General features: G+C 63.2%; 21 protein-coding genes. 12 read left to right on the plus strand and 9 right to left on the minus strand.

The window, feature by feature from the left end:
• The first annotated feature begins 410 nt into the window (after positions 1-410).
• From G4923_RS04735 to G4923_RS04755, 5 genes are all read left to right on the plus strand, one after another.
• A complete protein-coding gene (locus tag G4923_RS04735) occupies positions 411-2,339 on the plus strand; it encodes a PTS mannitol transporter subunit IICBA (RefSeq protein ID WP_163135747.1) in 1,929 nt (642 codons plus the stop codon).
• A 37-nt stretch (positions 2,340-2,376) separates the two neighbouring features.
• A complete protein-coding gene (locus tag G4923_RS04740) occupies positions 2,377-3,522 on the plus strand; it encodes a mannitol-1-phosphate 5-dehydrogenase (protein ID WP_163135749.1) in 1,146 nt (381 codons plus the stop codon).
• Positions 3,523-3,636: 114 nt separating this feature from the next.
• Positions 3,637-4,158: an MltR family transcriptional regulator gene (locus tag G4923_RS04745; protein ID WP_163135751.1), complete on the plus strand. Its 522-nt coding sequence runs from the start codon at positions 3,637-3,639 to the stop codon at positions 4,156-4,158.
• Positions 4,159-4,282: 124 nt separating this feature from the next.
• The gene (locus G4923_RS04750; protein WP_163135753.1) at positions 4,283-6,070 is read left to right on the plus strand and encodes a cation:proton antiporter; all 1,788 of its coding nucleotides are present in this window, start codon (positions 4,283-4,285) and stop codon (positions 6,068-6,070) included.
• Between the two features lie 83 nt (positions 6,071-6,153).
• The gene (locus G4923_RS04755) at positions 6,154-6,402 is read left to right on the plus strand and encodes a hypothetical protein (protein WP_025325558.1); all 249 of its coding nucleotides are present in this window, start codon (positions 6,154-6,156) and stop codon (positions 6,400-6,402) included.
• A 39-nt stretch (positions 6,403-6,441) separates the two neighbouring features.
• Here the strand turns inward: G4923_RS04755 and G4923_RS04760 are convergent, their stop codons facing one another.
• Positions 6,442-6,960 (minus strand): mechanosensitive ion channel domain-containing protein, encoded by a 519-nt coding sequence (locus G4923_RS04760; protein ID WP_163135755.1) that lies wholly within the window; start codon positions 6,958-6,960, stop codon positions 6,442-6,444.
• Positions 6,961-6,969: 9 nt separating this feature from the next.
• The gene (gene zntB / locus G4923_RS04765) at positions 6,970-7,935 is read right to left on the minus strand and encodes a zinc transporter ZntB (protein ID WP_106885101.1); all 966 of its coding nucleotides are present in this window, start codon (positions 7,933-7,935) and stop codon (positions 6,970-6,972) included.
• A 139-nt stretch (positions 7,936-8,074) separates the two neighbouring features.
• Here zntB and G4923_RS04770 point away from each other — a divergent pair, with 139 nt between their 5' ends.
• Positions 8,075-8,524 (plus strand): YaiI/YqxD family protein, encoded by a 450-nt coding sequence (locus G4923_RS04770; RefSeq protein WP_111910685.1) that lies wholly within the window; start codon positions 8,075-8,077, stop codon positions 8,522-8,524.
• A gap of 211 nt (positions 8,525-8,735) precedes the next feature.
• Here G4923_RS04770 and G4923_RS04775 read toward each other — a convergent pair whose 3' ends face one another.
• Positions 8,736-9,941, minus strand: coding sequence for a NupC/NupG family nucleoside CNT transporter (locus G4923_RS04775; RefSeq protein WP_163135757.1), 1,206 nt, complete (start codon positions 9,939-9,941; stop codon positions 8,736-8,738).
• Between the two features lie 531 nt (positions 9,942-10,472).
• On the opposite strand from G4923_RS04775, the gene dbpA reads away from it, so the two are divergent.
• Positions 10,473-11,852: an ATP-dependent RNA helicase DbpA gene (gene dbpA / locus G4923_RS04780; RefSeq protein ID WP_106885104.1), complete on the plus strand. Its 1,380-nt coding sequence runs from the start codon at positions 10,473-10,475 to the stop codon at positions 11,850-11,852.
• Between the two features lie 90 nt (positions 11,853-11,942).
• Complete coding sequence (locus tag G4923_RS04785; protein ID WP_041206500.1) at positions 11,943-12,233, plus strand: YkgJ family cysteine cluster protein; 291 nt, start codon at positions 11,943-11,945, stop codon at positions 12,231-12,233.
• A 33-nt stretch (positions 12,234-12,266) separates the two neighbouring features.
• Here the strand turns inward: G4923_RS04785 and G4923_RS04790 are convergent, their stop codons facing one another.
• Positions 12,267-12,674: a hypothetical protein gene (locus tag G4923_RS04790; protein WP_106885105.1), complete on the minus strand. Its 408-nt coding sequence runs from the start codon at positions 12,672-12,674 to the stop codon at positions 12,267-12,269.
• A 259-nt stretch (positions 12,675-12,933) separates the two neighbouring features.
• On the opposite strand from G4923_RS04790, the gene G4923_RS04795 reads away from it, so the two are divergent.
• Positions 12,934-14,328 (plus strand): PepSY-associated TM helix domain-containing protein, encoded by a 1,395-nt coding sequence (locus G4923_RS04795; protein ID WP_163135759.1) that lies wholly within the window; start codon positions 12,934-12,936, stop codon positions 14,326-14,328.
• 78 nt (positions 14,329-14,406) lie between these two features.
• On the opposite strand, the gene G4923_RS04800 is transcribed toward G4923_RS04795, so the two are convergent.
• The 5 genes from G4923_RS04800 to G4923_RS04820 form a co-directional block, all read right to left on the minus strand.
• Positions 14,407-14,625 (minus strand): DUF6500 family protein, encoded by a 219-nt coding sequence (locus G4923_RS04800; protein WP_111910688.1) that lies wholly within the window; start codon positions 14,623-14,625, stop codon positions 14,407-14,409.
• A gap of 13 nt (positions 14,626-14,638) precedes the next feature.
• Positions 14,639-15,652 (minus strand): CobW family GTP-binding protein, encoded by a 1,014-nt coding sequence (locus G4923_RS04805; protein WP_163135761.1) that lies wholly within the window; start codon positions 15,650-15,652, stop codon positions 14,639-14,641.
• A 161-nt stretch (positions 15,653-15,813) separates the two neighbouring features.
• Positions 15,814-16,011, minus strand: a complete 198-nt coding sequence (locus G4923_RS04810; RefSeq protein ID WP_025325546.1) for a YbdD/YjiX family protein — start codon at positions 16,009-16,011, stop codon at positions 15,814-15,816.
• Between the two features lie 59 nt (positions 16,012-16,070).
• Positions 16,071-18,197: a pyruvate/proton symporter CstA gene (cstA, locus tag G4923_RS04815; protein ID WP_163135762.1), complete on the minus strand. Its 2,127-nt coding sequence runs from the start codon at positions 18,195-18,197 to the stop codon at positions 16,071-16,073.
• A gap of 286 nt (positions 18,198-18,483) precedes the next feature.
• Complete coding sequence (locus tag G4923_RS04820; protein WP_162520039.1) at positions 18,484-19,389, minus strand: 1,4-dihydroxy-2-naphthoate polyprenyltransferase; 906 nt, start codon at positions 19,387-19,389, stop codon at positions 18,484-18,486.
• A gap of 209 nt (positions 19,390-19,598) precedes the next feature.
• Here G4923_RS04820 and G4923_RS04825 point away from each other — a divergent pair, with 209 nt between their 5' ends.
• From G4923_RS04825 to menH, 3 genes are all read left to right on the plus strand, one after another.
• The gene (locus G4923_RS04825) at positions 19,599-20,918 is read left to right on the plus strand and encodes an isochorismate synthase (RefSeq protein ID WP_163135763.1); all 1,320 of its coding nucleotides are present in this window, start codon (positions 19,599-19,601) and stop codon (positions 20,916-20,918) included.
• Positions 20,919-20,948: 30 nt separating this feature from the next.
• A complete protein-coding gene (menD, locus tag G4923_RS04830) occupies positions 20,949-22,682 on the plus strand; it encodes a 2-succinyl-5-enolpyruvyl-6-hydroxy-3-cyclohexene-1-carboxylic-acid synthase (protein WP_163135765.1) in 1,734 nt (577 codons plus the stop codon).
• A gap of 69 nt (positions 22,683-22,751) precedes the next feature.
• Positions 22,752-23,585 carry a 2-succinyl-6-hydroxy-2,4-cyclohexadiene-1-carboxylate synthase gene (menH, locus tag G4923_RS04835; protein ID WP_163135767.1) on the plus strand — a complete coding sequence of 278 codons (834 nt, stop codon included), beginning with the start codon at positions 22,752-22,754 and terminating at the stop codon, positions 23,583-23,585.
• Positions 23,586-23,630 lie beyond the last annotated feature (45 nt).

Raw genomic sequence — 23,630 nt, forward strand, 5'->3', positions numbered from 1 at the left:
CATTGATTAGTAGTTGATGATGATGCGAAATCCATCGTCGTCACCCTCTGAATTGCCGTCACCAGGCATGCTCCAATTGGCTACAAATGAAAGATATGTGATAGCAATCACATTGACATGTGGTTTGCGCAAACGACAAAAAGTGATCCGAGTCACATTAAAAAGCCGTTCACGACGGGAAAGATCGAAATGTAGCCAAACTACAGCGCCTGAATGTGATCAGCATCACCATGAAGGGAGGGGGGAGGTCGGGGTATTTGAGAGCTGGGTCACAAGACACCCCGTTTTCAGCCTAATTTGATCACAAGCTGGTAGATTGAAGTTGCTTAGACGACAGGGATGGGGGTTCGGCAAAACCCGTCATCCCGACTACCACTTTCAATCACACAGGCTTAAAACGGGGTCCCGACATGTTATCACCGGATACCAAAGTCAAGATACAGAATTTTGGACGCTTCCTGTCCAATATGGTCATGCCCAACATAGGCGCCTTCATCGCCTGGGGCTTCATTACCGCACTCTTCATCCCCACCGGCTGGCTGCCAAACGAAACCTTGGCCAAGCTGGTCGGCCCCATGATCACCTACCTGCTGCCCCTGCTCATCGGCTATACCGGCGGCAAGCTGATCGGGGGTGAGCGAGGTGCCGTGGTCGGTGCCATCACCACCATGGGCGTCATCGTGGGGACCGACATCCCCATGTTCATGGGCGCCATGATGGTCGGCCCCCTGGGTGGCTGGGCCATCAAGCGCTTCGACAAGGCGATGGAAGGTCGGGTCAAGAGCGGCTTCGAGATGCTGGTCAACAACTTCTCCGCCGGCATCATCGGCATGTTGTGCGCCATCCTCGCCTTCTTCGTCATAGGTCCCTTCGTCAAGGTGCTCTCCGGCGCCCTGGCCGGTGGCGTCGACTTCCTGGTCGCCCACGGTTTGCTGCCGCTGACTTCCATCTTCGTCGAACCGGCCAAGATCCTCTTCCTCAACAACGCCATCAACCACGGCATCTTCTCGCCGCTGGGGATCCAGCAGGCCACCGAGCAGGGTCGCTCCATCTTCTTCCTGATCGAGGCGAACCCGGGTCCGGGTCTGGGGGTGCTGCTGGCATACATGGTGTTCGGCCGTGGCGCCGCCAAGCAGTCCGCCGCCGGTGCCTCCATCATTCACTTCTTCGGTGGCATCCACGAGATCTACTTCCCCTACGTGCTGATGAACCCGCGCCTCATCCTGGCGGTGATCGCCGGTGGCATGACAGGGGTCTTCACCCTGACCCTGTTCAACGCCGGTCTGGTCTCCCCGGCCTCCCCGGGCTCCATCTTCGCCGTGCTGCTGATGACGCCGAAAGCCTCCCTCATCGGGGTGCTGCTCTCCATCATCGCCTCCGCCACCGTCTCCTTCCTGGTCGCCGCCGTGTTCGTCCGTGCCCAGCAGCCAGAAGCCGACGAGGCCGATGCCCTGGGTGAAGCCACCCGCAAGATGAAGAGCATGAAGGGTGCCAAACCCGAGACCACTGCGGCCAAGAAGCCGGGTGCCGAGCTGACTGCGGTGCGCAATATAGTGGTCGCCTGCGATGCGGGCATGGGCTCCAGCGCCATGGGCGCCGGCCTGCTGCGCAAGCGGGTGCAGGCCGCCGGGCTCAACATCAGCGTGACCAATCGCGCCATCGATCAGCTCGACGATCAGGTGGACTGGGTCATCACCCACAAGGATCTGACCGAGCGGGCCCGTCGCCATGCGCCTCACGCTCACCATATCTCCCTCTCCAACTTCCTCGACAACGCCCTCTATCAGGAGCTGGTGCAGAACCTCAGCCTGGCCAGGGCCGCCAACGACGACGTGGCCAACCCGCAACTGCTGGTGGCGGCCAACGACGACAGCTACGAGCCGCAGGCCGCCGAGGTCTTCACCCTGAGCCTTCAGGACGTGCACCTGGGTCTCAAGGCCGACAACAAGGAGGCCGCCATCCGGGCTGCTGGCAAGCTGCTGGCGGAGCGGGGCTATGTGGCGCCCGACTACGTCAACGCCATGCTGGAGCGCGAGCAGCTGGTATCCACCTACCTCGGCGAGTCCATCGCCGTCCCCCACGGCACCATAGCCGCCAAGGAGCACGTGAAGCGTACCGGCATCGTCATCTGCCAGTACCCGGCCGGGGTCGCCTTTGGCGAAGCCGCCGACGAGGTGGCGCGCCTGGTGATCGGCATCGCCGCCCGCAATGACGAACACATGCAGGTCATAACCCGCCTGACCAATGCACTGGATGAACCCGGTCTCATCGACCGGCTGGCCAGCACCCAGGATCCCCAGGAGTTCCTGGATCTGCTGGGGGCCGAACAGGCTGCCTAATCGTCCTTCATCGTCTTTGGTTATAGAGGTTAATATCATGAAAACATTGCATTTTGGTGCCGGCAACATAGGCCGTGGCTTCATCGGAAAACTGCTGGCGGACGCCAGCCATCAGGTCACCTTCGCCGACGTCAACGAGACCCTGATCGATCAGCTCAATCACCGCCAGGAGTACAAGGTGCACGTGGTGGGCACGGATCAGAAGCTGGACGTGGTGCGCAACGTGGCCGCCGTCAGCTCGGCCGGGTACGAGGTAATAGCCCGTATCATCACCGCCGATCTGGTGACCACGGCGGTGGGCCCCAACATACTGGACAAGATAGCCAGCACCCTGGCCAAGGGGCTGCAGGCCCGCTTCGATGCCGGCAACCTGACCCCGCTGAACGTCATCGCCTGCGAGAACATGGTGCGCGGCACCAGCCACCTCAAGCAGGAGGTACTCAAGTACCTGCCGGTCGCGTATCATGCCACCCTCGACAACTGCGTCGGCTTCGTCGACTCGGCGGTGGATCGCATAGTGCCGCCCGCCGCGGCCAACGATGATCCGCTGGAGGTGACGGTGGAGAGCTTCAGCGAGTGGATCGTCGACCAGACCCAGTTCAAGGGGGCGTTGCCCCAGGTGGCGGGCATGGAGCCCACCGACAACCTGATGGCCTTCGTCGAGCGCAAGCTGTTCACCCTCAACACAGGGCACATAGTCACCGCCTACCTCGGCAAGCTGCGGGGCTATCGCACTGTGCGGGAGGCGATCGAGGATCCGCTCATCCGCAGCAAGGTGCGCCGCGCCATGGAAGAGAGCGGGGCCGTGCTGGTGAAACGCTACGGCTTCGATCCGCGCCTGCATGCCGCCTACATAGAGAAGATCCTGTCCCGCTTCGCCAACCCCTATCTGGTGGATGAAATCGACCGGGTCGGCCGTCAGCCGCTGCGCAAGCTGGCGGCGGGGGACAGGCTGGTGAAGCCGCTGCTCGGTACCCTGGAGTACGGCCTGCCGAGCGACCACCTGCAGGAGGGGATAGCCGCGGCATTGCACTACCACAACGACGATGATCCCCAGGCGGTGGAGCTGCAGGCCCTGCTGGCGGAGCTGGGCCCGGCCAGGACCCTGGCCCGGGTGACCGGGCTGGATGAAGGCAGCGACATAGTGCGCGCCATCGTCGCCCGTTATGACACCTTGAAGTGATCCCATGGGGCGCACTCGCCGGCAGCCCGAGCGCATGGCGAGTGACGCCGCCCCATATGATAAAAACCGGGAGAGAGGCACTCTCTCTCCCAGTCAGCCGGACCTTAAGCACCTATGACCACACACCAGGAAGATGATGTACTGGAGCGACTCAACGAGCAGGATGGCCCTCGCGGCTTCTTTCTCGAGGTCGTGACCATCCTGGAAGAGGCGGTCGACTCCCTGATGCGGCGCGCGTTCCGCCAGGAGGAGTATGCCGTCAAATACGCCATCGAACCCCTGCTCAATCAGAGCGGCCCCCTCGGCCAGCTGGAGGTGCGCCTCAAGCTCATCTTCGCCCTCGGCCTCATCTCCCTCGAGCACTACCAGGATCTCGAGGCCTACGTGAAGATCCGAGATTTTCTGGTGCGCGACCCCAAGGATTATCGCTTCAGCGACAAGCCGATCCGCGACCTGCTAAGCCGCCTGCATGCCATCCATCAGACCAGCATGATGCCGCAGGATCCCCCGGCCAACGAGGAGGACTGGCCCCTCTATCAAATGCAGCTCAACCGGCTCGATCAGATGGTGCGCTCCGCACTGGTGCTGGCGGTGACCGACTGCGTCACCGAACTCCACAAAGAGAGCCCCATCTGATCAGGCCAGCCCGCTGAGGTTACTCCCGGGATACCGGCCTCCCCGAGGCCGCCTCTACCGGGTGTCAATTTGCCCTCCTTCCCCGCTACACTACTCCCAACCCCATTACCCACCCGAGGTTGGCATGATTGCACTCTCTCTCGCCGGGATCGCCCTGATCTCCCTGCTCGCCCAGTGGCTCGCCTGGTCACTGCGGGTTCCCGCCATCCTGTTCCTGCTGCTGAGCGGCCTCTTGCTTGGCCCGGTGACAGGCGTGCTCGACCCGGATCAACTGCTGGGGGAGCTGCTGTTTCCGCTGGTGTCGCTCTCGGTCGCCATCATCTTGTTTGAAGGGGCCCTGACCCTGCACCTGACCGAGCTCAAGGGGATAGGCAAGGTGGTGCGCAACCTCTGCTCCACCGGCATGCTGGTCAGCTTCGCCGTCATAGGCGCCGCCAGCTACTGGTTGCTGGGGCTGGACTGGCGGGTCGCCATGGTGCTCGGGGCCGTGCTGGTGGTGACAGGGCCGACCGTGGTCGCTCCCATGCTCAGCGTCATTCGGCCGGTGCGGGAGGTGGACAAGATCCTTCGCTGGGAGGGGATAGTCATCGACCCCATCGGCGCCCTGTTTGCGGTATTGGTGTTCGAGGCGGTGCGCCTCGGCAGCCAGGGGGATCTCATCGATCACACCCTGCTGGCCCTGGCCAAGACGGTGGGAGTGGGTTCGCTGATCGGGGTAGCGGCCGGCTGGATCACCACACTGATCATGCGCAAGGACTGGTTGCCGGTCAGCCTGCACAAGTTCGGGGTGCTGGCCCTGGTGCTGGTCACCTTCACCCTGTCGGACTGGCTCAGCCACGAGTCCGGGCTGCTGGCGGTGACGGTGTTCGGCATCTGGCTCGCCAATCAGGAGGGACTGGATCTGGAGGAGGTGCTGGCATTCAAGGAGGATTTGGCGGTCATCCTCATCTCTTCCCTCTTCATACTGCTGGCGGCCCGCCTCGATCTGGCCCAGCTCTGGCAGCTCGGCCCCATGGTGCTGGTACTGCTGTGCGTGGTGCAGTTCGTGGCCCGCCCGCTCTGCATCCTGGTCTCGACCCTGGGATCGGATCTCCCCTGGCGCGCCCGGGCCCTGCTCGCCTGGATAGCCCCCCGCGGCATAGTGGCGGCGGCGGTCAGCGCCTCTTTTGCCATCAGCATGCACGAAGCCGGCATTGAAGATGCCGACAAGCTGGTGCCCCTGGTGTTTGCCGTCATCATCTTCACAGTGGTGTTGCAGAGCCTGACGGCGACCCCTCTGGCCAGGCTGCTCGGCATGCGCCAGCCCGCTCCCGACACCTGGCTGCTGATCGGCGCCAATTCGGTGGCCCGCGCCATAGGCCGGGCGCTGGCGGATCAGGGCATACCCGTCCATCTCTCCGATCCGGCCTGGGAACATTGCAAGCTGGCCCGCATGAGCGGCCTGCCCTGCTACTTCGGCAATCCACAGTCGGAACACGCCGAGCTGCACCTGCCCCTCACCAGCATACATACGGTGCTGGCCCTTTCCCCCAACCGTCATAACAACGCCCTGGGGGTGCTGCACTTTGCCCACCTGTACGGGGAGGAAAAAGTCCACTCCCTGCGCTCCAGCGAGCAGCACGGCAAGGCGAACCGGGAGAGCGCCACCTTCCGCGCACGCCAGGATCTGTTCGGGCCCGAGATGAATTTCGCCCGCCTGAGCGGCCTGCTGAGCCGGGGCGGCCAGATCAAGGCGACCCGCCTGAGCGAGGCCTTCGACTGGACCCAGTATCAGGACGCCAATCCCGGCGCCATTCCCCTGTTCATCGTCGATACCAGGGGAAAACCCCGGGTCGTCACAGGCCCGGTGGCGCCAGTGGCCGGGGAACTGCTGATCGCCCTGCAGCCACCACGGGAGCCCCAGGCGGCTTGATGCGCCGCCATCCGGTGATCCGGGCCTGCGACCGCCGCGGCGACTAGACTTGAGGGTGGTGCCATGAGTCACAGGAGGATGTCATGACAGTCAGCGAATTGCGTGCGCTTCACCAGCAGCACAGATTCAGGGAGGCGGAGATCATGCATGACATCATCTCCCCCGGCTGGGTAGTGGAGTTTCGGGGTCAGGACGGCCATCTCTATATGATGACGGACACCCTGGGTTGCCCGATGAGTTTCTCCTCGACCGAAGAGGCTCGCGACCATATCCACCTGGTAGCCGATTGCCCCATCCAGGTCGAGCACCTCTATCGCTTCTTCGAGCGTTGAGACCGATGCCAGCAAAAAGGCTCCCAAGGGAGCCTTTTCTCATTCCGGCTGCAGTGGCTCGGCTTCCTTGCCCTCCAGCCGCCTGACCGGCTTTTGCAGGATCAGGTTGGCCGGGTAGGTCACCAGATCGCCGTTGTCATCCCTCACCCGCAGGTAGAACAGGCCTATCTCGGTGATGACGCCGGTGACTGAGTCATCCTTGTCGAGGATGCGGATCCGGTCGCCGATCTTGTAGGGGAAGGCGAAGAAGATGGTGATGCTGGCGGTGATGTTGGAGAGGATCGACCACTGCGCCACCATGGCGACGCCGAGCACGGCAAAGAAGGAGGAGGCGAGCACCACCAGCCGGGAGAAGTCGAGCCCCCACACCCCCACCAGGATCAGCAGGGTGGCGCAGCCGAGCAGGAAGTGGAACACATGCTCCACATAGAGCACCCGGTTTTCGCTCACCTGTCGGCTCTGTCCTAGCGCCATCAGGCTCTTGTGAATGAGGCCGCGGATCAGGGTGTGTCCCAGCAACAGCAGCAGGGTCACACCAAAGGATTCCCATGTCGTCATGCGCGCTCCTTACCACCAGCGTCGATATTTGAGCCAGACCGCCAGCCCGGTCGCCAGCCCCACCAGAGATCCGCAGAAGATCCAGAAGGCGGTCGGGCTCTCTGCCCCGGGGATGCCACCCAGGTTGATGCCAAACAGGCCGGTCAGGAAGCTGGCGGGCAGGAACATCAGCGCCATCACCGACATCTGGTAGGCACGGCGGTTGGTGGCCTCCGCCGTCAGGTTGTTGATCTCGTCCGCCAGCACGGCAGAGCGAGCCACCCCGGCGTCCAGATCGTCCAGCCAGCGGCGCAGTCGATCGGCGATATCGAGCAGGCGCCGCCTGTCATCCTCATCCAGCCAGGTGAGCTTCTCGTTGGCGAGGCGCGCCACCAGATCCCGCTGGGGAGAGAGGTAACGGCGGATCATGATGAGTTGCTTGCGGATCCGCGCCAGTCGGCCGTTGGCGGGCAATTCACGCATCAGCACTATCTCTTCCAGCTCAAGGATCTGATCGTGCAGCTCCTCGACAAACTCCCCCGCCCTGTCGGTCAGGGCATCGCAGATCTCCACCAGCCAGTCGGCGGTAGAGATGGCGCCGCCCCCCAGCGCCAACTGCTGGAAGACATCTTTTTCCGACAGCAGGGAGCGACGGCGACTGCTGAGGATGAAATCCGGGGTGATGTAGATGCGCAGCGCCACCATCTCCTCGGGCCTGTGATCCTTGTTGTGATTGATGCCACGCAGGATCAGCAGCACAGTCTCCCCCATCCGCACCAGCTTGGGCCTGTTGCTCTGGCCGAGCAAGGATTCGCGCGCGGCGTCATTGAGCAAGGGGGTCTGCAACAGCCAGCGGGCCGCCTCCGGATTGCCGTAATCCAGATGCACCCAGCTGGGCTGGGCTGCCGGGATCTCGCTGCCTGTGGCCAGCGGGGTCATGCCCCCCTTGCCATCCAGGGTCAGACCATAAATTACGTCACTGGGCACCCGATCCATCTCGTCTCCTTCTCGTTCATGCTCAGGCCCCAGCTTACACGAAAGCGGGGGCCGACTCAGCCCCGCACCGGGAAGGGTGCGCCTGTGCTACCATGCCCGCTCTCGTTTTATGCCCGTTTCAACTACAGGAAACCATGCCATGCCCATCTGGGTCGATGCCGATGCCTGCCCCATTCCGGTCAAGGAGATCCTCTACCGCGCCGCCCACCGCGCCCAGGTCGTCACCACGCTGGTGGCCAATCAGGGGCTGCGGGTCCCCCCCTCCCCCTTCATCAAGACCCAACAGGTGGAGAAGGGATTCGATGTGGCGGATCATGTCATTGCCCAGCAGGTTCAGCCCGGCGATCTGGTGATCACCGGCGACATACCCCTCGCCTCCTGGGTGATCGATGCCGGCGGCGAGGCGCTCAATCCCCGTGGTGAGATCTACACCCGCGAGACCATCCAGGCCCGGCTCGGCATGCGCAACTTCATGGAGGAGCTGCGCTCGGCCGGGGTACAGACCGGCGGCCCGGCCCCCTTCAACGCCGCCGACAAGCAGCGCTTCGCCAATGCCCTCGACAAATGGCTGCTCAAAGGCAAGTTCTAAGCCGACGCTAACGGGACCATTGTCGGCATTTTATCGCCGCAACATACTGATTTTTTTAAATCACAGCCGGCTAACTCCACCCGATAGGCACCATGCCCTGCCATCGGGACTGGCGTTTGTATTCACCCCCTGCTGGCTGCTGTGGTTACCGGCCCCAAAAAAACAAACCCCTGCCGAGGCAGGGGTTTGTCATTGTGATGGCGAGGTGCGATTAGATCATCACACCGGCGATCACGGCGGAGAGCAGGCTCACCAAGGTGGAGCCGTACACCAGCTTCAGGCCGAAGCGGGAGACCATGTTGCCCTTCTCTTCGTTCAGCGCCTTCACCGCACCGGCGATGATGCCGATGGAGCTGAAGTTGGCGAACGACACCATGAAGATGGAGAGGATGCCGACGGTGCGGGGCGAGAGATCGGCGGCAATCTTGCCCAGATCCATCATGGCCACGAACTCGTTGGTCACCAGCTTGGTCGCCATAATGGAGCCGGCTTGCAGCGCCTCACCACCCGGGATGCCGAGGATCCAGGCGATCGGGTAGAAGAGGTAGCCCATGACGTACTGGAAGTTGACGCCAAACGCCATCTCGAACAGGTAGTTGATCAGGGCGATCAGGGCGATGAAGCCCACCAGCATGGCGGCCACTATCACGGCAACGGAGAAACCGGCCATGATGTACTCCCCCAGCATCTCGAAGAAGTTCTCTTTCTTCGGGGTGTGGTGCTCGTCACCCTCGGCGATGGCCTTCAGGTCGGTGACCGAGTTGTCCGGCTCGTACGGGTTGATGAGCGACAACACGATGAAGGTGCTGAACATGTTGAGCACCAGCGCGGCCACCACGTAACGCGGTTCGATCAGCTGCATGTAGGCACCGACGATGGACATGGAGACGGTGGACATGGCCGTCGCCGCCAGGGTGTACATCTGCTTCTCGTTCAGGTGCGGCAGGGTGTTCTTGAGCGCGATGAAGTTCTCGGACTGGCCGACGATCATGGAGCTGATGGCGTTGAAGGACTCCAGCTTGCCCATGCCGTTGATCTTGGCCAGCACTGTGCCTATGCCACGAATGATGATGGGCAGCAGACGGATGTACTGCAGTATGCCGATCAGCACAGAGATGAAGACGATGGGCATCAGCACCATCAGGAAGAAGGAGAAGGCTCCTTCGTTGACCAGGCCACCGAACACGAAGTCGGTCCCCTGCTTGGCAAACTCCATCAGCTTGGTGAAGCCAGCGGCGAAGCCACCCACGACCGCCAGGCCCACTTCGGAGTTCAGCATGAACCAGGCCAGCGCCAGTTCCACCACCAACAGCTGCCCGATATAGCGCAGCTTGATCTGTTTCCAGTTGCGGCGGTTTGCCAGCAACGCCAACGCGAGGACCATCACGAGTCCAAGCACAAAGTGAACGTATTCCATACCTGTAGCACCTGAATGAATTGTTATTTTTGACCGGCGCCATCATAAAGAATCGTATATTTAAAAATCAGATAGCCATCACAATCTGGCTCAATAATATGTATGCGAGATAATACAAACGTTTTTAAATTAATTAACCATTAACGGTATATTAATCGTGCAACATCAAGTTAAAAATGCCTTATAGAACATGTCGATAGGAATATTCTGATTGCGCTGACAGCGCCAATGGATATTCCAGTATCATTTTCGCAACACTCCTTCTCATGCACGACACCTATTTCATCCAGGAAATTTAATCAACCAGAATAGAAAACGTTTACCCCTGATAAATAATTAGCGAACGACCGCAAACATTCACCAGGTGCCACCCCGGTTGCACCTCTCTGTCGCCACGGGGACGGATGAACCCGCCCTGAGGTTGCACCGGCTTAAGCGTTCAAAAATCCGCCACATCCGGTGCCACATTCTGGTATGATGCGCGGCCTTAGCGCTCGCGCATCCCCGTTTTCTCCGAAATAGAGTCCTTTTGTGAACAACAGCGAATTTAGCAGCCTCAATCTCTCCCCCGCCCTGCAAGAGAACCTCACCAGCCTGGGTTACCTGCAGATGACCCCGATCCAGGCCCAGAGCCTGCCCCTGGTACTCGAAGGCAAAGACCTGATCGCCAAGGCCAAAACCGGCAGCGGCAAGACTGCCGCCTTCGCCTTGGGCCTGCTCTCCCGCCTCAACGTCAACCGTGTCGACGTACAGGCCCTGGTGCTCTGTCCGACCCGCGAGCTGGCGGATCAGGTGGCTCAGGAGATCCGTCGTCTGGCCCGCGCCCTGCCGAACGTCAAGCTGGTGACCCTGTGTGGCGGCACCCCGACCGCACCTCAGTCCGCCACCCTGAGCTTCGGCGCCCACATCGCCGTCGGCACCCCGGGTCGTATTCTCAAGCACCTGGAGCAGGGTACCCTGGAGCTCTCCAGCCTGGAGACTCTGGTGCTGGACGAGGCAGATCGCATGCTGGACATGGGCTTTGGCGAAGACATCAACCGCGTCATCAGCTATGCCCCCGAGCGCCGTCAGACCCTGCTGTTCTCCGCCACTTATCCGGAGGGGATAGCCCAGATGAGCCGCGGTGTGCAGCGCAACCCGGTCGAGGTGAGTGTGGAGTCCCTGCACGAGGGCAGCGCCATCGAACAGAAGCTGTATGAAGTGCCCGCCGGTCAGCGCCTCGACGCCCTCACCTGGCTGCTCAGCCACTATCAGCCGAGCTCCTGCGTGGTGTTCTGCAACACCAAGCGCGCCTGCAACGACGTGGCCGATCACCTGGCCGCCAAGGGCTTCTCGGCCCTGGCGCTGAACGGCGATCTGGAACAGCGGGAGCGGGATCAGGTGCTGGTCCGCTTTGCCAACGGCAGCGCCACCATACTGGTCGCGACCGACGTAGCGGCCCGGGGCCTCGACATCAAGGAGCTGGGCGCCGTCATCAACTACGAGCTGACCTATGACCCTGAAGTGCATGTGCACCGCATCGGTCGTACCGGTCGTGCCGGCCAGCAGGGCCTGGCCCTGAGCCTCTATCAGCCCAACGAAGCCCAGCGCGTCAACCTGATCGAGGAGTACCAGCAGGCGCCGATGCCGCTGGGGGATCTCGACACCATAGGCCGCGACATCAAGCCGATAGCCCCGCAGATGGTGACCCTCTCCATCGATGCGGGTCGCAAGACCAAGGTGCGGGCCGGTGACATCCTGGGCGCCCTGACCGGCGAAGGTGGCATTGCTGGCGCCGATGTGGGCAAGATCCAGATCTCCGAGCAGTACTCCTACGTGGCGGTCAAGCGTCAGGTGGCGAGCGCCGCCCTCAAGCGGCTGCAGGAAGGCAAGATCAAGGGGCGCACCTACCGCGCCCGCAAACTGGGCTAAGGTTCTTCACAGGCCCTTAGCCAGACCACAGGCGCCTGACAGGCGCCTGTTTCATATATTTCGATGCCGCCATGCGGCAAGACAGGCACCATGACCCAAGCAATCCAAACCGACGTGAGCTGCCAGAACTGCGAAGCCTGCTGCTGCCGCCTCGAAGTGATGCTCTTTACCGATACCGGCGTGCCGGATCGCTATGTGCTCGACAGGGAAGGGGAAATCCCCGTGATGCGCCGGCTGGAAGATGGCTGGTGTGCGGCCTTGGACCGCAACACCATGATGTGCCGCATCTATGAGGTGCGCCCCCTCATCTGTCGCGAATTCGAGATGGGCGAGCCCGACTGTGTCGACGAGCGGGACAAGTGGTTTATCAAGCTGGAATGAGACGGGCAGACAAGACGGCCCCGGGCTGCCGGGTCAGCTTACCGGTGTGACGTCGCCGCCGAGCTGCTCCCCCAGCCAGCGGATGGCCGCCGCCTCCTGCTCGAAGTAGCGCACCGTACTGAACGGCAACTCGCTGAAGACCTGATCCGCCAGATAGCGTTTGAACCCGCCCACCACCACGACCGCGAGAAAGGCGCAGCCATTGGCGGCGCACCAGCCAAACTGCCGACGAAAGCGCGCCAGTACCTCGGGACCGGCGGCCTCGAACTCGGTCGCCACCTCGACGATCCCCCAGGGTGCATCGCGCAATCCTGCGATCTGCTGGCTGAAGGCAGCCTCATAGGCCATGGCGCCCGCCAGATTGAAGGGACCGCTCGGGCGGCAAATCAGCACCTGCCCCTGTCGCTGCATCTCGAAATGGCCGTGTGGTTGCAAGTGCACGTCCCCCTCCTCCCCTGAATTTTTCGCCGCGCCGACGCCGCCTGATGTTGCAACAAGGTAAGGATTTATATGCAAAAAGTCTATGGAGCCCAGGCCATCACCGACAGACATCGACGCCAAATGGCACAGTTTCTGTGCGCAACGAAGTGAAGGCGGAGCCAGCATGTTCTGTTGCAGTTAATAAAACGTTGCTGCTATCATCCGCGCCAACCAAACATTCCACCAACTGAAACCTTTAGCCTGGGCGCAAGGATCAAAGATGAAGAATCAAGACGCGAGTTATTACCAAAGGATCTGGCGCTGGCATTTCTATGCCGGTCTCTTCGTCGCCCCCTTTCTGATCCTGCTCTCCCTCACCGGCATCCTGTACCTGTACAAGCCCCAGCTCGACAACCTGCTCTACCCCGAGCTGATGAAGGTGGCCCCCGCTACCCAGGCCCTGAGCGCCGATCAACTGCTGGCCAAGGCGAAGATCGCCATGCCAGATGCCAGCCTGCGCAAATACCTGCCCCCCGTGGCCACCGACGCGAGCGCCCAGCTCATCGTCAATCAGGGTGAGCGCGAGCTGACCCTCTTCATGGATCCCGCCAGCGGCGCCCTGCTCGGCACCATGGACAACCAATGGAACCTGCAGGCGGTGGCCCGTGCCCTGCATGCGGAGCTGCTGCTCGGCACCACAGGGGATCGGCTGATCGAACTGGCCGCCGGCTGGGGCATAGTGCTGCTCGTCAGCGGGCTCTACCTGTGGTGGCCGCGCAAGGGACCCGGCGTAGGGGGCATCCTCTGGCCCAGAATGAACCAGCGCGGACGCCTCTGGTGGCGCGATCTGCACGCAGTGGTCGGCTTCTGGGGGGCGGGTTTCCTGCTGCTGCTGCTCTTGAGCGGCATGACCTGGACCGGCTTCTGGGGCGATCAGTTCGCCAACGTCTGGAATCGTTTCCCGGCCGCCATGTGGAACGAGGTGCCCAAATCCGCCCCTCTCGCCCGCACCCTCAACCATGCCCATGAACAGACTGTGCCCTGGGCCGTCGAGAACACCCCCATGCCGAGCTCGCAGCCGGCGCCGGAAAGCCATGATCACAGCGCCATGAACCATGGCGGGGAACACGACGGCATGGTCATGGCCAGCCACCGCATCCCCCTGCAACGGGTAGTGGAGATCGCCACTGAGCGCAAGGTTCACCCGGGTTACAGCATCACACCGCCGGTCGGTGACACTGGCGTCTATACCATAGCCCTGTTCGCCGATGACCCGCGCAACGACGCCACCCTGCACATCGATCAATACAGCGGCAAGGTGCTGGCCGACGTGCGCTGGCAGGATTACGGTCCGGTCGCCAAGACGGTGGAAACCGGCGTCATGCTGCACATGGGCAAGATCTACGGCTGGCCCCACCAGCTCGTCATGCTGATCATCTGCCTGATGGTGCTGGCAAGCTCGGTGAGCGGACTCTGGATCTGGTGGAGCCGCCGCCCCAAGGGCCGGCTCGCCGCCCCGCCCCTGCCCGCCAAGTTGCCCCCCATGGGCGGCGCCATAGCCGTGCTGGTGCTGCTCGGGATCTGCTTCCCCCTGGTGGGCGCTTCCATGCTGGTCATCTGGCTGCTGGACTGTCTCTTCTTCTCCCGCCGGACCGCCGTGGCGCCAGCCAGCTAAGGCCATTCGGCGACGATGGCTGCACACTGCAAACAAGAAGGGCTCCTCATCAGGAGCCCTTCTTGTTTCATCCCAGCCCTATTTCATGGCCTCGACCAGCGCGATGATTTTGCGCGCCTTCTCGAAGTGGTCGAGTCTCTGGGTCTGGATCCACCAGGTCGCCGCCTCCATCAGCAGTTCGGGATCGTCGTTCCTGTTGGCGAAAAAGGCATAGAAGGAGACGCCCACCCCCTCCCCCTTCTGGCCGATCTTCTGGTGGCAGACCTGGATGATTTTCTGTTTGAGTGATTCACGCATCTGTCATGTTTCCTCAGGCCCGGGCCAGGGCGAACCCCTCTTCCAGCGCCTCCAGGGGCAGGTAGCGACCGATCACCACCAGCCGCGAGCAGGGCACCTCGTCACCCCAGGGAGAGCCGTAATCGAACCCCGCCACCCTGTGCACCCCCTGCACTATCAGCCGGCGCGGCTCCCCGGCGATGGCCAGCACTCCCTTGTAGCGCAACATGTCGTTGCCATGCTGCTCTATGCACTGCTCCATGAAGGCCCCTATCTTCTTCAAGTCCAGCTCGCCCCCCTCGAACAGGTGGGCCGAGATGACATCCTGCCAGGAGCGGGGCCGGGCCGAGAGGGGCGCAAACGCCTCGACGCCCTGACCGCCCTCACGCACTATCTTGATGCCTTGGCTTAGGCTCAGCTCGTCGCTGAGGGCGAAGGCATCCAGATCGAGCCAGAGCCCGGCCGGACACTCCCCCCGCACTATGTCGATGATCTGCGCCTTGGGGTTGATGCCCTGGACTCGCACTATGGCCGCCTCCCGGGTCGCTCCGTCCACCCTATCTGTCTTGGTGAGCAGGATGCGATCGGCAAAGCCTATCTGGGCCGCCGCCACCGGATGCTCATCCAGCTGGCGGCCTATGTGTTCACAGTCGACCAGGGTGATGACGGCATCCAGGCGCAAGGCATCGCGCAACTCTTCTTCGACAAAGAAGGTCTGGATGATGGGGGCAGGGTCCGCGAGCCCTGTGGTCTCGACGATCAACCGCTCGAACCTCAGCTCCCCCGCGGCCCGCCGGGCCAGCAGATCGCTCAGGGCGGCCCGAAATTCACCCCGCACGCTGCAACAGACGCAGCCGTTGCTGAGCTCCACCACGCTGACCCCCGAGCCTCCCTCCAGCAGGGCACCGTCGATATTGGCGGCGCCAAACTCGTTCTCGAGGATGGCCACGGAGGCATCGGCATGGTGGCGCAGGAAGTGGTTGAGCAAGGTGGTCTTGCCGGCGCCAAGAAAACCGGTCAGCAGAGTAACCGCTACAGCTTGTGTCATGTTGGACATCCTGTGAGGTGGGGATCGTATATCTAGCCGAAACCGAGAAAACCGGTCAGCAGGGTGACCGCTACAGCCTGTGTCATGTTGAGGTCCTGTGGAAAAAGGGATTATATCCAGCCGGCGCCGAGGCCAGGGCGTGCGCGCTGGTGGTGGCCTAATTAGCAGCAGCGCCCGCCATTCTTGCCGCCGTAGCGGGCATCCTGGCGTTCGCGAAAGAACTCGTCGTGGCTCATGGGGGTCTGCTCCGGGTGGGTCAGCCGCATGTGCTGCACATAGTTGTCGTAGTCGGGTACGCCCACCATCAGCCTGGCGGTCTGCCCCAGATACTTGCCCGCCTTGGCCAGGGTATCAAACATGCTTGCTCCTTGTTCGCCGTCGATGAGGGGCCGGCACCCTGGGGTGCCGGCCTGCTGACTTACTTGAGGCTGGGAGCCAGATCGCCGTCGTCATCAGACTGGGGCCGGGTGGCACCCTGTTGCGCCGGCATCGGCTGATAGGGGGTCTCGTTGGCGGTCGGCTGCGGGTTTCGCAGCGCCTTGAGGGCCGTCTTCAGGGAGAAGCCGGCGAGCACCACCACCACCCCCATGAAGAAGATGGTCAGCCCCGCATCCAGGCGGTTGTTGAACACCAGCTGAGCCAGCTGGAACTCGGTGTACTGGGCCGGAATGGTGCCGCTGTCGATCATCGCCTGGAACTTGTTGGCTATGGCCAGGAAGCCGAGCTTGGGATTGTCGCTGAAGGTCTTCTCCCAACCCGCCGACAGGGTGCAGATGAGCAGCCAGCTGGTGGGCAGCAGGGCCACCCAGGCATAGGCCTGACGTTTCATCTTGAACAGCACCACGGCGCACAGCATCAGCGCCATGCCCGCCAGCATCTGGTTGGCGATGCCGAACAGCGGCCACAGGGTGTTGATGCCGCCGAGCGGGTCCACCACCCCCTGATGCAGGAAGTAACCCCAGGCCAGCACGCAAAGGGCGGTCGCGAGCAGGTTGGCCGGCAGGGAGTCGGTGCGTTTCAGGGAGGGGGAGATGACCCCCAGCAGATCTTGCAGCATGAAGCGCGCCGCCCGGGTGCCGGCATCCACGGCGGTGAGGATGAAGAGCGCCTCGAACAGGATGGCGAAGTGGTACCAGAAGGCGACGTTCATCAGGCCGCCGAGGGCGCCGTGCAGTATGTAGGCCATGCCGACCGCCAGGGTCGGGGCACCGCCGGCACGGGAGATGATGCTCTGCTCACCCACCTCGCTGGCGATGCGGGTCAGGGTCTCAGGGGTGATCTGGAAGCCCCAGCTGCTCACCACGGCGGCGGCGGAGACCACCACGTCGGCGGTGCCCGCCGGTGCCAGCACCGCCAGGGGGCTGTTCATGGCGAAGTAGACGCCCGGATCGATGACGCAGGCGGAGACCAGCGCCATGATGGCGACGAAGGACTCCATCAACATGCCGCCATAACCGATGAAGCAGGCCTGGTTCTCGTTGGCCAGCATCTTGGGGGTGGTGCCGGAAGAGATGAGCGCATGGAAGCCGGAGACGGCGCCGCAGGCGATGGTGATGAACAGGAAGGGGAAGAGATCCCCGGCCCAGACCGGGCCTGTCCCGTCCACGAACTGGGTCAGCGCCGGCATCTGCAGGGTCGGCTGGGTCACCAGTATGCCGATGGCCAGGCCTATGATGGTGCCTATCTTGAGGAAGGTGGAGAGGTAGTCCCGCGGCGCCAGCAGCAGCCAGACCGGCAGCACGGAGGCGACGAAGCCGTAGCCCACCAGCATCCAGGTCAGCTGCACCCCGTCGAAGTCGAAGTAGGGAGCCCAGGTCTGGCTCTCGGCCACCCAGCCACCGGAGACGATGGCGAAGATGAGGCACACCAGACCTATGATGGAGACCTCACCGATGCGGCCCGGTCTCAGGTAGCGGGTGTAGATCCCCATGAAGATGGCGAGCGGTATGGTGAAGGCCACAGTGTAGGTGCCCCAGGGGCTGTGGGTGAGCGCCTTGACCACTATCATCGCCAGCACCGCCAGTATGATCACCATGATCATGAAGGTGGCGACCAGGGCGATGACCCCGGCGACCGGGCCCATCTCCGACTTGATCAGCTCGCCGAGGGAGCGACCATCGCGACGGGTGGAGACGAACAGCACCATGAAGTCCTGCACCGCCCCCGCCAGTACCACCCCGGCCAGCAGCCAGAGCATGCCGGGCAGGTAGCCCATCTGGGCCGCCAGCACGGGGCCGACCAGGGGACCGGCGCCGGCGATGGCGGCGAAGTGGTGGCCAAACAGCACCTTCTTGTCGGTCGGCACATAGTCCAGACCGTCGTTGTGGCGCACCGCCGGCGTCATGCGGCTGCTGTCGACCGCCAGCACCCGCTTGGCGATGAAGAGCCCGTAGTAGCGGTAGGCGATAAGATAAACGCACACAGCCGCGACCACTATCCAGAGCGCGTTGATCTGCTCGCCCCTGTTGAGGGCGATGTAACCGAGGGAGCTGGCGCCCAGCAGTGCCAGCAACCCCCATCCAAGATGTTTCCCTAAGCTGTCCATAAGCCTGTCCCTGCCATTGGTTTTTTACATATGAAGCCCCATACGCTTACATCTCTATAGCAATCGACGCCGTGCCACAATCGAGGCCCGTCACAAGTCGGCGACCCGCTCCGAGAATTTCTCAATATTGCCAGCCGGATCACGGCCATCAGGCCTGTAGCAGGAGGGAAAAGCGCTGAAATGCTTGAAGAAAACCGCAAGGCACACCAACAGTAAGGGCCCCTTCAACGGGGCCCTTCCTGGTCTGGCGCACGACAAACAGCGCCAGTTCATGGCGGCACAGCGCTCAGGAGAGCGCCAGCCCGACCGAGAGCAGCAGGCTGAACAGGAAGGCGCTGATGGCGGTCTTCTTGAGGGCGCCGGTCAACACCTCGCCGTCGAAGCTCTCGCGCAGGGTGCGGGCGGCATCGGTGAGGGGCTTGATGGCGGGCAGGAAGATCCAGGGCCAGACACTCGCGGGCTGGGTCAGCAGGAAGGCGATGGTGGCCAGCAGCGCCCCCCCCAGCAGCCCCCAGTGATAGGCGATGGCGCGGTTGCGGCCGAGCCGCACCGCCAGGGTGATCTTGCCGCTGGCGGCATCGCTCTCTATGTCCCGCACATTGTTGATGTTGAGCACAGCGGTGGCCAGCAGGCCGCAAGCGGTGGCAGGCAGCAGCAGATCCCACTGCAGGGTATGGGTGAACAGGTAGTAGGAGCCGAGCACCCCCAGCAGGCCGAAGAACAGGAATACCGAGATGTCCCCGAAACCGCGATAGCCGTAAGGGGTCTTGCCCACCGTGTAGGTGATGGCCGCGACTATGGCGGCTCCCCCCAGCAGGATGAAAGTCAGGATCTGCTGCCACTGCTCCCCGAAGGCGCAGACCAGCAGGGAGAGGCCGCTCACCACGGCCGCCAGCGCGGTCAACCCCATGGCAATGCACATCTGGTGGCGGGTGATGAGGCCGGAGACCACGGCACGCTGGGGCCCGATCCGCTCGCCGTTGTCGGCACCGGAGACCGCATCACCATAGTCATTGGCCAGATTGGAGAGGATCTGCAGCAGTATGGCGGTCAACAGGGAGAGGCCCATGATGGCGCCGTCGAAGGCCCCCCGGCTGGCTGCGAGCCCCGAGCCCAGCAAAATGGAGGAGCACGCCAGGGGCAGTGTTCGCAAACGCGCCGCCAGCAACCAAACAGAGAAGGTATTTGTCATATTGTGATGGCCAAACAATCAGATATTGATCGTGTTAAGGGTTATCGAACCGGATTTAGGTATACTTGGCTCCGTGGGGGCTGGGCTCCCTCGGGCAATTTACATGGAAGAATGGGCAGATAATATATAGGAAATCATCGCCCTTTGGCATCAACCTGCGCCATCCTCCCCCAGAGCGATTGCGACTATCCGGCTCAGACAAGACATCCATGTTGGCTCAGACCCATCTCAAGCAACAACTGGACGCCCTGCGTCACAGCAATGTCAGCGGCTTCGTGCGGTTGCGCGTGGCGGCCAACGTCGACCTCTTCCCGGGATGGCTGGCGGCGCAGACCCTGTATCCCCGCATCTATTGGCAGGCCCGTGGCCCCAGGAGCCCCGAGTACGTGGCCCTCGGCGCCATCCACGAGCTGACCCGGCCAGCGGATATCCAGCGGGTCTGCGATCTCGCCAACTCAAACAGTGAAGACAGCCCCCGTTACTACGGCGGCCTGGCGTTCGATCCGGCCCAGCCCGGCTGGCAGGGATTCGGCCCCTGCCGCTTCGTGCTGCCGCGCATCGAGCTGGTGCGCCGAGGAGAGTGTGTCAGCCTCTGCCTCAACCTCTGGCTGACCGACGGCAATCTGGATGCCGAACTGCAGGCGGCCGAGGCCGCCCTCGACGCCCTGAAACCGGAAGCCCCCCTGCCCCCACTGCAAAAACGCCCCTGGCAGCGCCGGGATGTTCCGGGTCAGGCCCAGTGGCAAACCCTGGTAGAGCGGGTGACGGCGCCCGCCTTTCAGGCTCACACCCCCAAGGTGGTGCTCTCCCGGGAAAGCGTGCTGACCGGCCAGCATGGGGATGCCCCCCTCTGCCCCTGGTCCCTGCTCACCCAGTGGGCAAGTCACGCCCAGGAGTGCTTCCACTTCGGCTTCCAGTTCTCCCCCGAGCAGAGCTTCATCTCCTGCTCCCCCGAGCGCCTCTATCGCCGGGAGAGCGGCCACCTCTTCACCGAGGCGCTGGCGGGCACCATACGCCGCTCCGGTGACGAGGCGGCCGACGCGGCCCTGGCCGCCGAGCTGCTGGCCGACAGCAAGAACCGGCTGGAGAACCGCCTGGTGCACGCCGACATCCTGAGCCGCCTGGCTCCCCTCACCACGGACGCCACCCTGACCGAGCCGCGAATCCTGAAACTGCGGCTGCTGCAACACCTCAAGTGCGACATAGAGGCCGAGCTCAAACCCGGCGTGTGCGATTGGCAGTTGCTGGCCGCCCTGCACCCGACGCCGGCGGTGGGCGGTGCCCCCCGCGAGGCGGCGCTGGCCTTTATCCGCGAATATGAACCTTACCAGCGCGGCTGGTACGCCGGTGCCTGCGGCATGCTGAGCCGGGAGACCTCTGAGTTCTCGGTCGCCATCCGCAGCGCCCGCATCACGACCCGGGGCATCAGCCTGTTTGCCGGTGCCGGCATAGTGGCCGGGTCCGAGCCCGCCGCCGAGTGGGCCGAACTCGACAACAAGATCGCCAACGTGCTCTCCCTGCTGGGATAGCGTTTTTCATCGACCCACTGCGAGAGCCTTATGCCCGCCAGCCAATTGCCTGAGCACCGAGCGTTTGCCAGCCAGCATGCCACCTTCAACCACGTCTGGTCTTCCCTCTTGCTGGAAGAGCTCTATCGCCTCGGGGTGCGGGACATAGCGCTGGCCTCGGGCTCCCGCTCGGCGCCGCTCACCATGGCCGCCGCCGCCCATCCAGGCTTTCGCCGTCATCTTCACTTCGACGAGCGGGGTCTGGGCTTCATGGCGCTGGGGCTGGCCAAGGGGAGCGGCCGACCGGTGGCGGTGATCATGACCTCGGGCACTGCGGTGGCCAACCTCTGGCCCGCGGTGGCCGAGGCCCAGCTCACCGGGGTGCCCCTCATCATCCTCTCCGCCGACCGCCCCCCGGAGCTCATCGACAACGGCGCCAACCAGGCCATCGATCAGCAGGGGATCTTCGGTCGCTACCCCGTCTATCAGCAGAACCTGCCGAGCCCCACCCCGACCATACCGGCGGCCTTCGTGCTGAGTTCGGTGGATCAGGCCCTGGCCAGACAGGCACTGACCCCGGGGCCGGTTCACTTCAACTGCATGTATCCCGAGCCCCTCTATCCCGGTGAAGCGTACCTGGATTTTTCCGACTACCTGGCCCCGCTCGGTGACTGGCTCCATTCAAGGGAGCCCTGGAGCCCCTGGCAGCAGGGCGAGCAGCACTGCCCCCGCCAGCCCGACTGGGTCGCCTTGCAGGGCAAACGCGGCGTCATAGTCGCGGGCCGCATTCAGGATCCGGCCGAGGCGCAGAGGGTGGCCCAGCTGGCCGAGCGCCTCGGCTGGCCGCTGCTGGCGGACTTGCAGAGCCAGATCCGCTTCGACAGCCGCAACCTCATCCACATGGATCTCGCCCTACAAAACAGCTGCTTCGTGACCGAGCTGGCCCGGGCCGAGGTGCTGCTGCAGTTCGGTGCCCGCCTCATCTCCAAGCGGCTCGGCCAGTTCATCAAGCAGCACCCCTGGCAGGATTACTGGCTGGTGGACCCGCAACCGGCCAGGCTGGATCCGGACTACCGGCTGCGCCGCCGCCTGGTGTGTACGCCCGGCGCCTTCGCCGCGGCCCATCCGGTGGACCACCGCCATCTGCCCTGGCACCGGCTGGCGGAGCGCCAGCAGGGCATCAGCGGCCAGATCCGCCGCGCCTGCGATCGCTTCTCAGAACTCGGGGTCTGCCACCGTCTGACCCAGCTCATCCAGGGCCAGCTGTTCGTCGGCAACAGCATGCCGGCCCGGTTGATGGACATGCTCGGCGAAACCGGCAAGGGCCCCAGCCGGCTGATGACCAACCGCGGCGCCTCCGGCATCGACGGCCTGATCGCCACTGCCTTCGGTTTCTCCCTGTCCAGCGACGAGCCGACCACACTGCTGCTCGGCGATCTCAGCGCCCTGCACGATCTCAACAGCCTGGCCCTGCTCGGCAAGGGGAGCCGCCCCCTGGTGGTGATCCTGCTCAACAACGACGGTGGCAGCATCTTCCGCATGCTGCCGGTACCGACTAAAGATGCGTTGCTGGAGACCTACTACTGCCTGCCCCACGGCCTGCACTTCGAGCACGCCGCCGCCATGTTCGGCCTGAACTACAGAGCGCCGACCACCCTGGCCGAGTTCGAGCAAGATTACGCAACCGCCCTGGAAAAAGGGGTAACCCTGATTGAAATCAAGGTGCCGAGCAACGAGGTGGCCGAGGATCTTAAAGCACTGGGGTCCCTTATCCGTGGCATATGAAATCAAGGTGCTCCGTGACAACGAGGCAGCCGAGGATCTCAAGGCACTGGAAACCCTTATCCGTGGCATATGAAATCAAGGTCCTGCGTGACAACGAGGCAGCCGAGGATCTCAAGGCATTGGAAACCCTTATCCGTGGTATCTAGCACTGACCTGCCAACCCTGGTACTGCTGCACGGTCTGCTCGGAAATGCCGACGACTGGCAGCCAGTGATCGAGGCAATGCCTGGAATAGATTGCCACGCGCTGGACTTGCCGGGCCACGGCAGCAACAAGGGGCTGAGGGTGAGCGGCTTTGACGAGGCCCACGAGTGGCTCTGCGGCGAGCTGGCCGCGCGGGGTATCACGCGCTACCGGCTGGCGGGCTACTCCCTGGGGGGGCGGCTCGCCCTCTATCACGCCAGCCAGTCCCCCGCCGGCTTGCAGGCGCTCTTGCTGGAGAACTGCCACCCCGGCCTGCCGGTAGCCGAGCTCGCCGCCCGCCTCGAACACGACGAGGGCTGGGCCCGGCGCTTCGAGCACGAACCCCTGGCCCAGGTCTTGGCGGACTGGTACCGGCAGGGGGTGTTCGCCGATCTGGACGAGGAGGCCCGTGGCCGCCAAATGGCTAAACGCCTTGGCAACGAGGGTTCCGCCGTGGCGGCCATGCTGCGCGCCACCTCCCTTGGCAAGCAGCCGGATCTCGCCCCCTGGCTGGGCAAAACCCGGTTGCCGGTGCGCTGGATCTCCGGCAGCCGGGATCACAAATTCCATCGCCTGGCTTGCCAGCTGGTCAAGCAAGGCTGCAATATCAATCACTTGGCTCTGGATGGCGGGCACAACCTGCACGCCAGCCAGCCCGACACCTTTGCCCGGCGCCTGCGGGACTGGGTCAAGCAACCAGAAGAGAAGAGTCATGACTGACGCAATGACGGAAGCGCAACCCTATGCCCCCGTCGCCCCTGACAG

The sequence above is a fragment of the Aeromonas rivipollensis genome, assembly GCF_010974825.1.
In the GTDB taxonomy this organism is placed as follows: Bacteria; Pseudomonadota; Gammaproteobacteria; order Enterobacterales; family Aeromonadaceae; genus Aeromonas; species Aeromonas rivipollensis.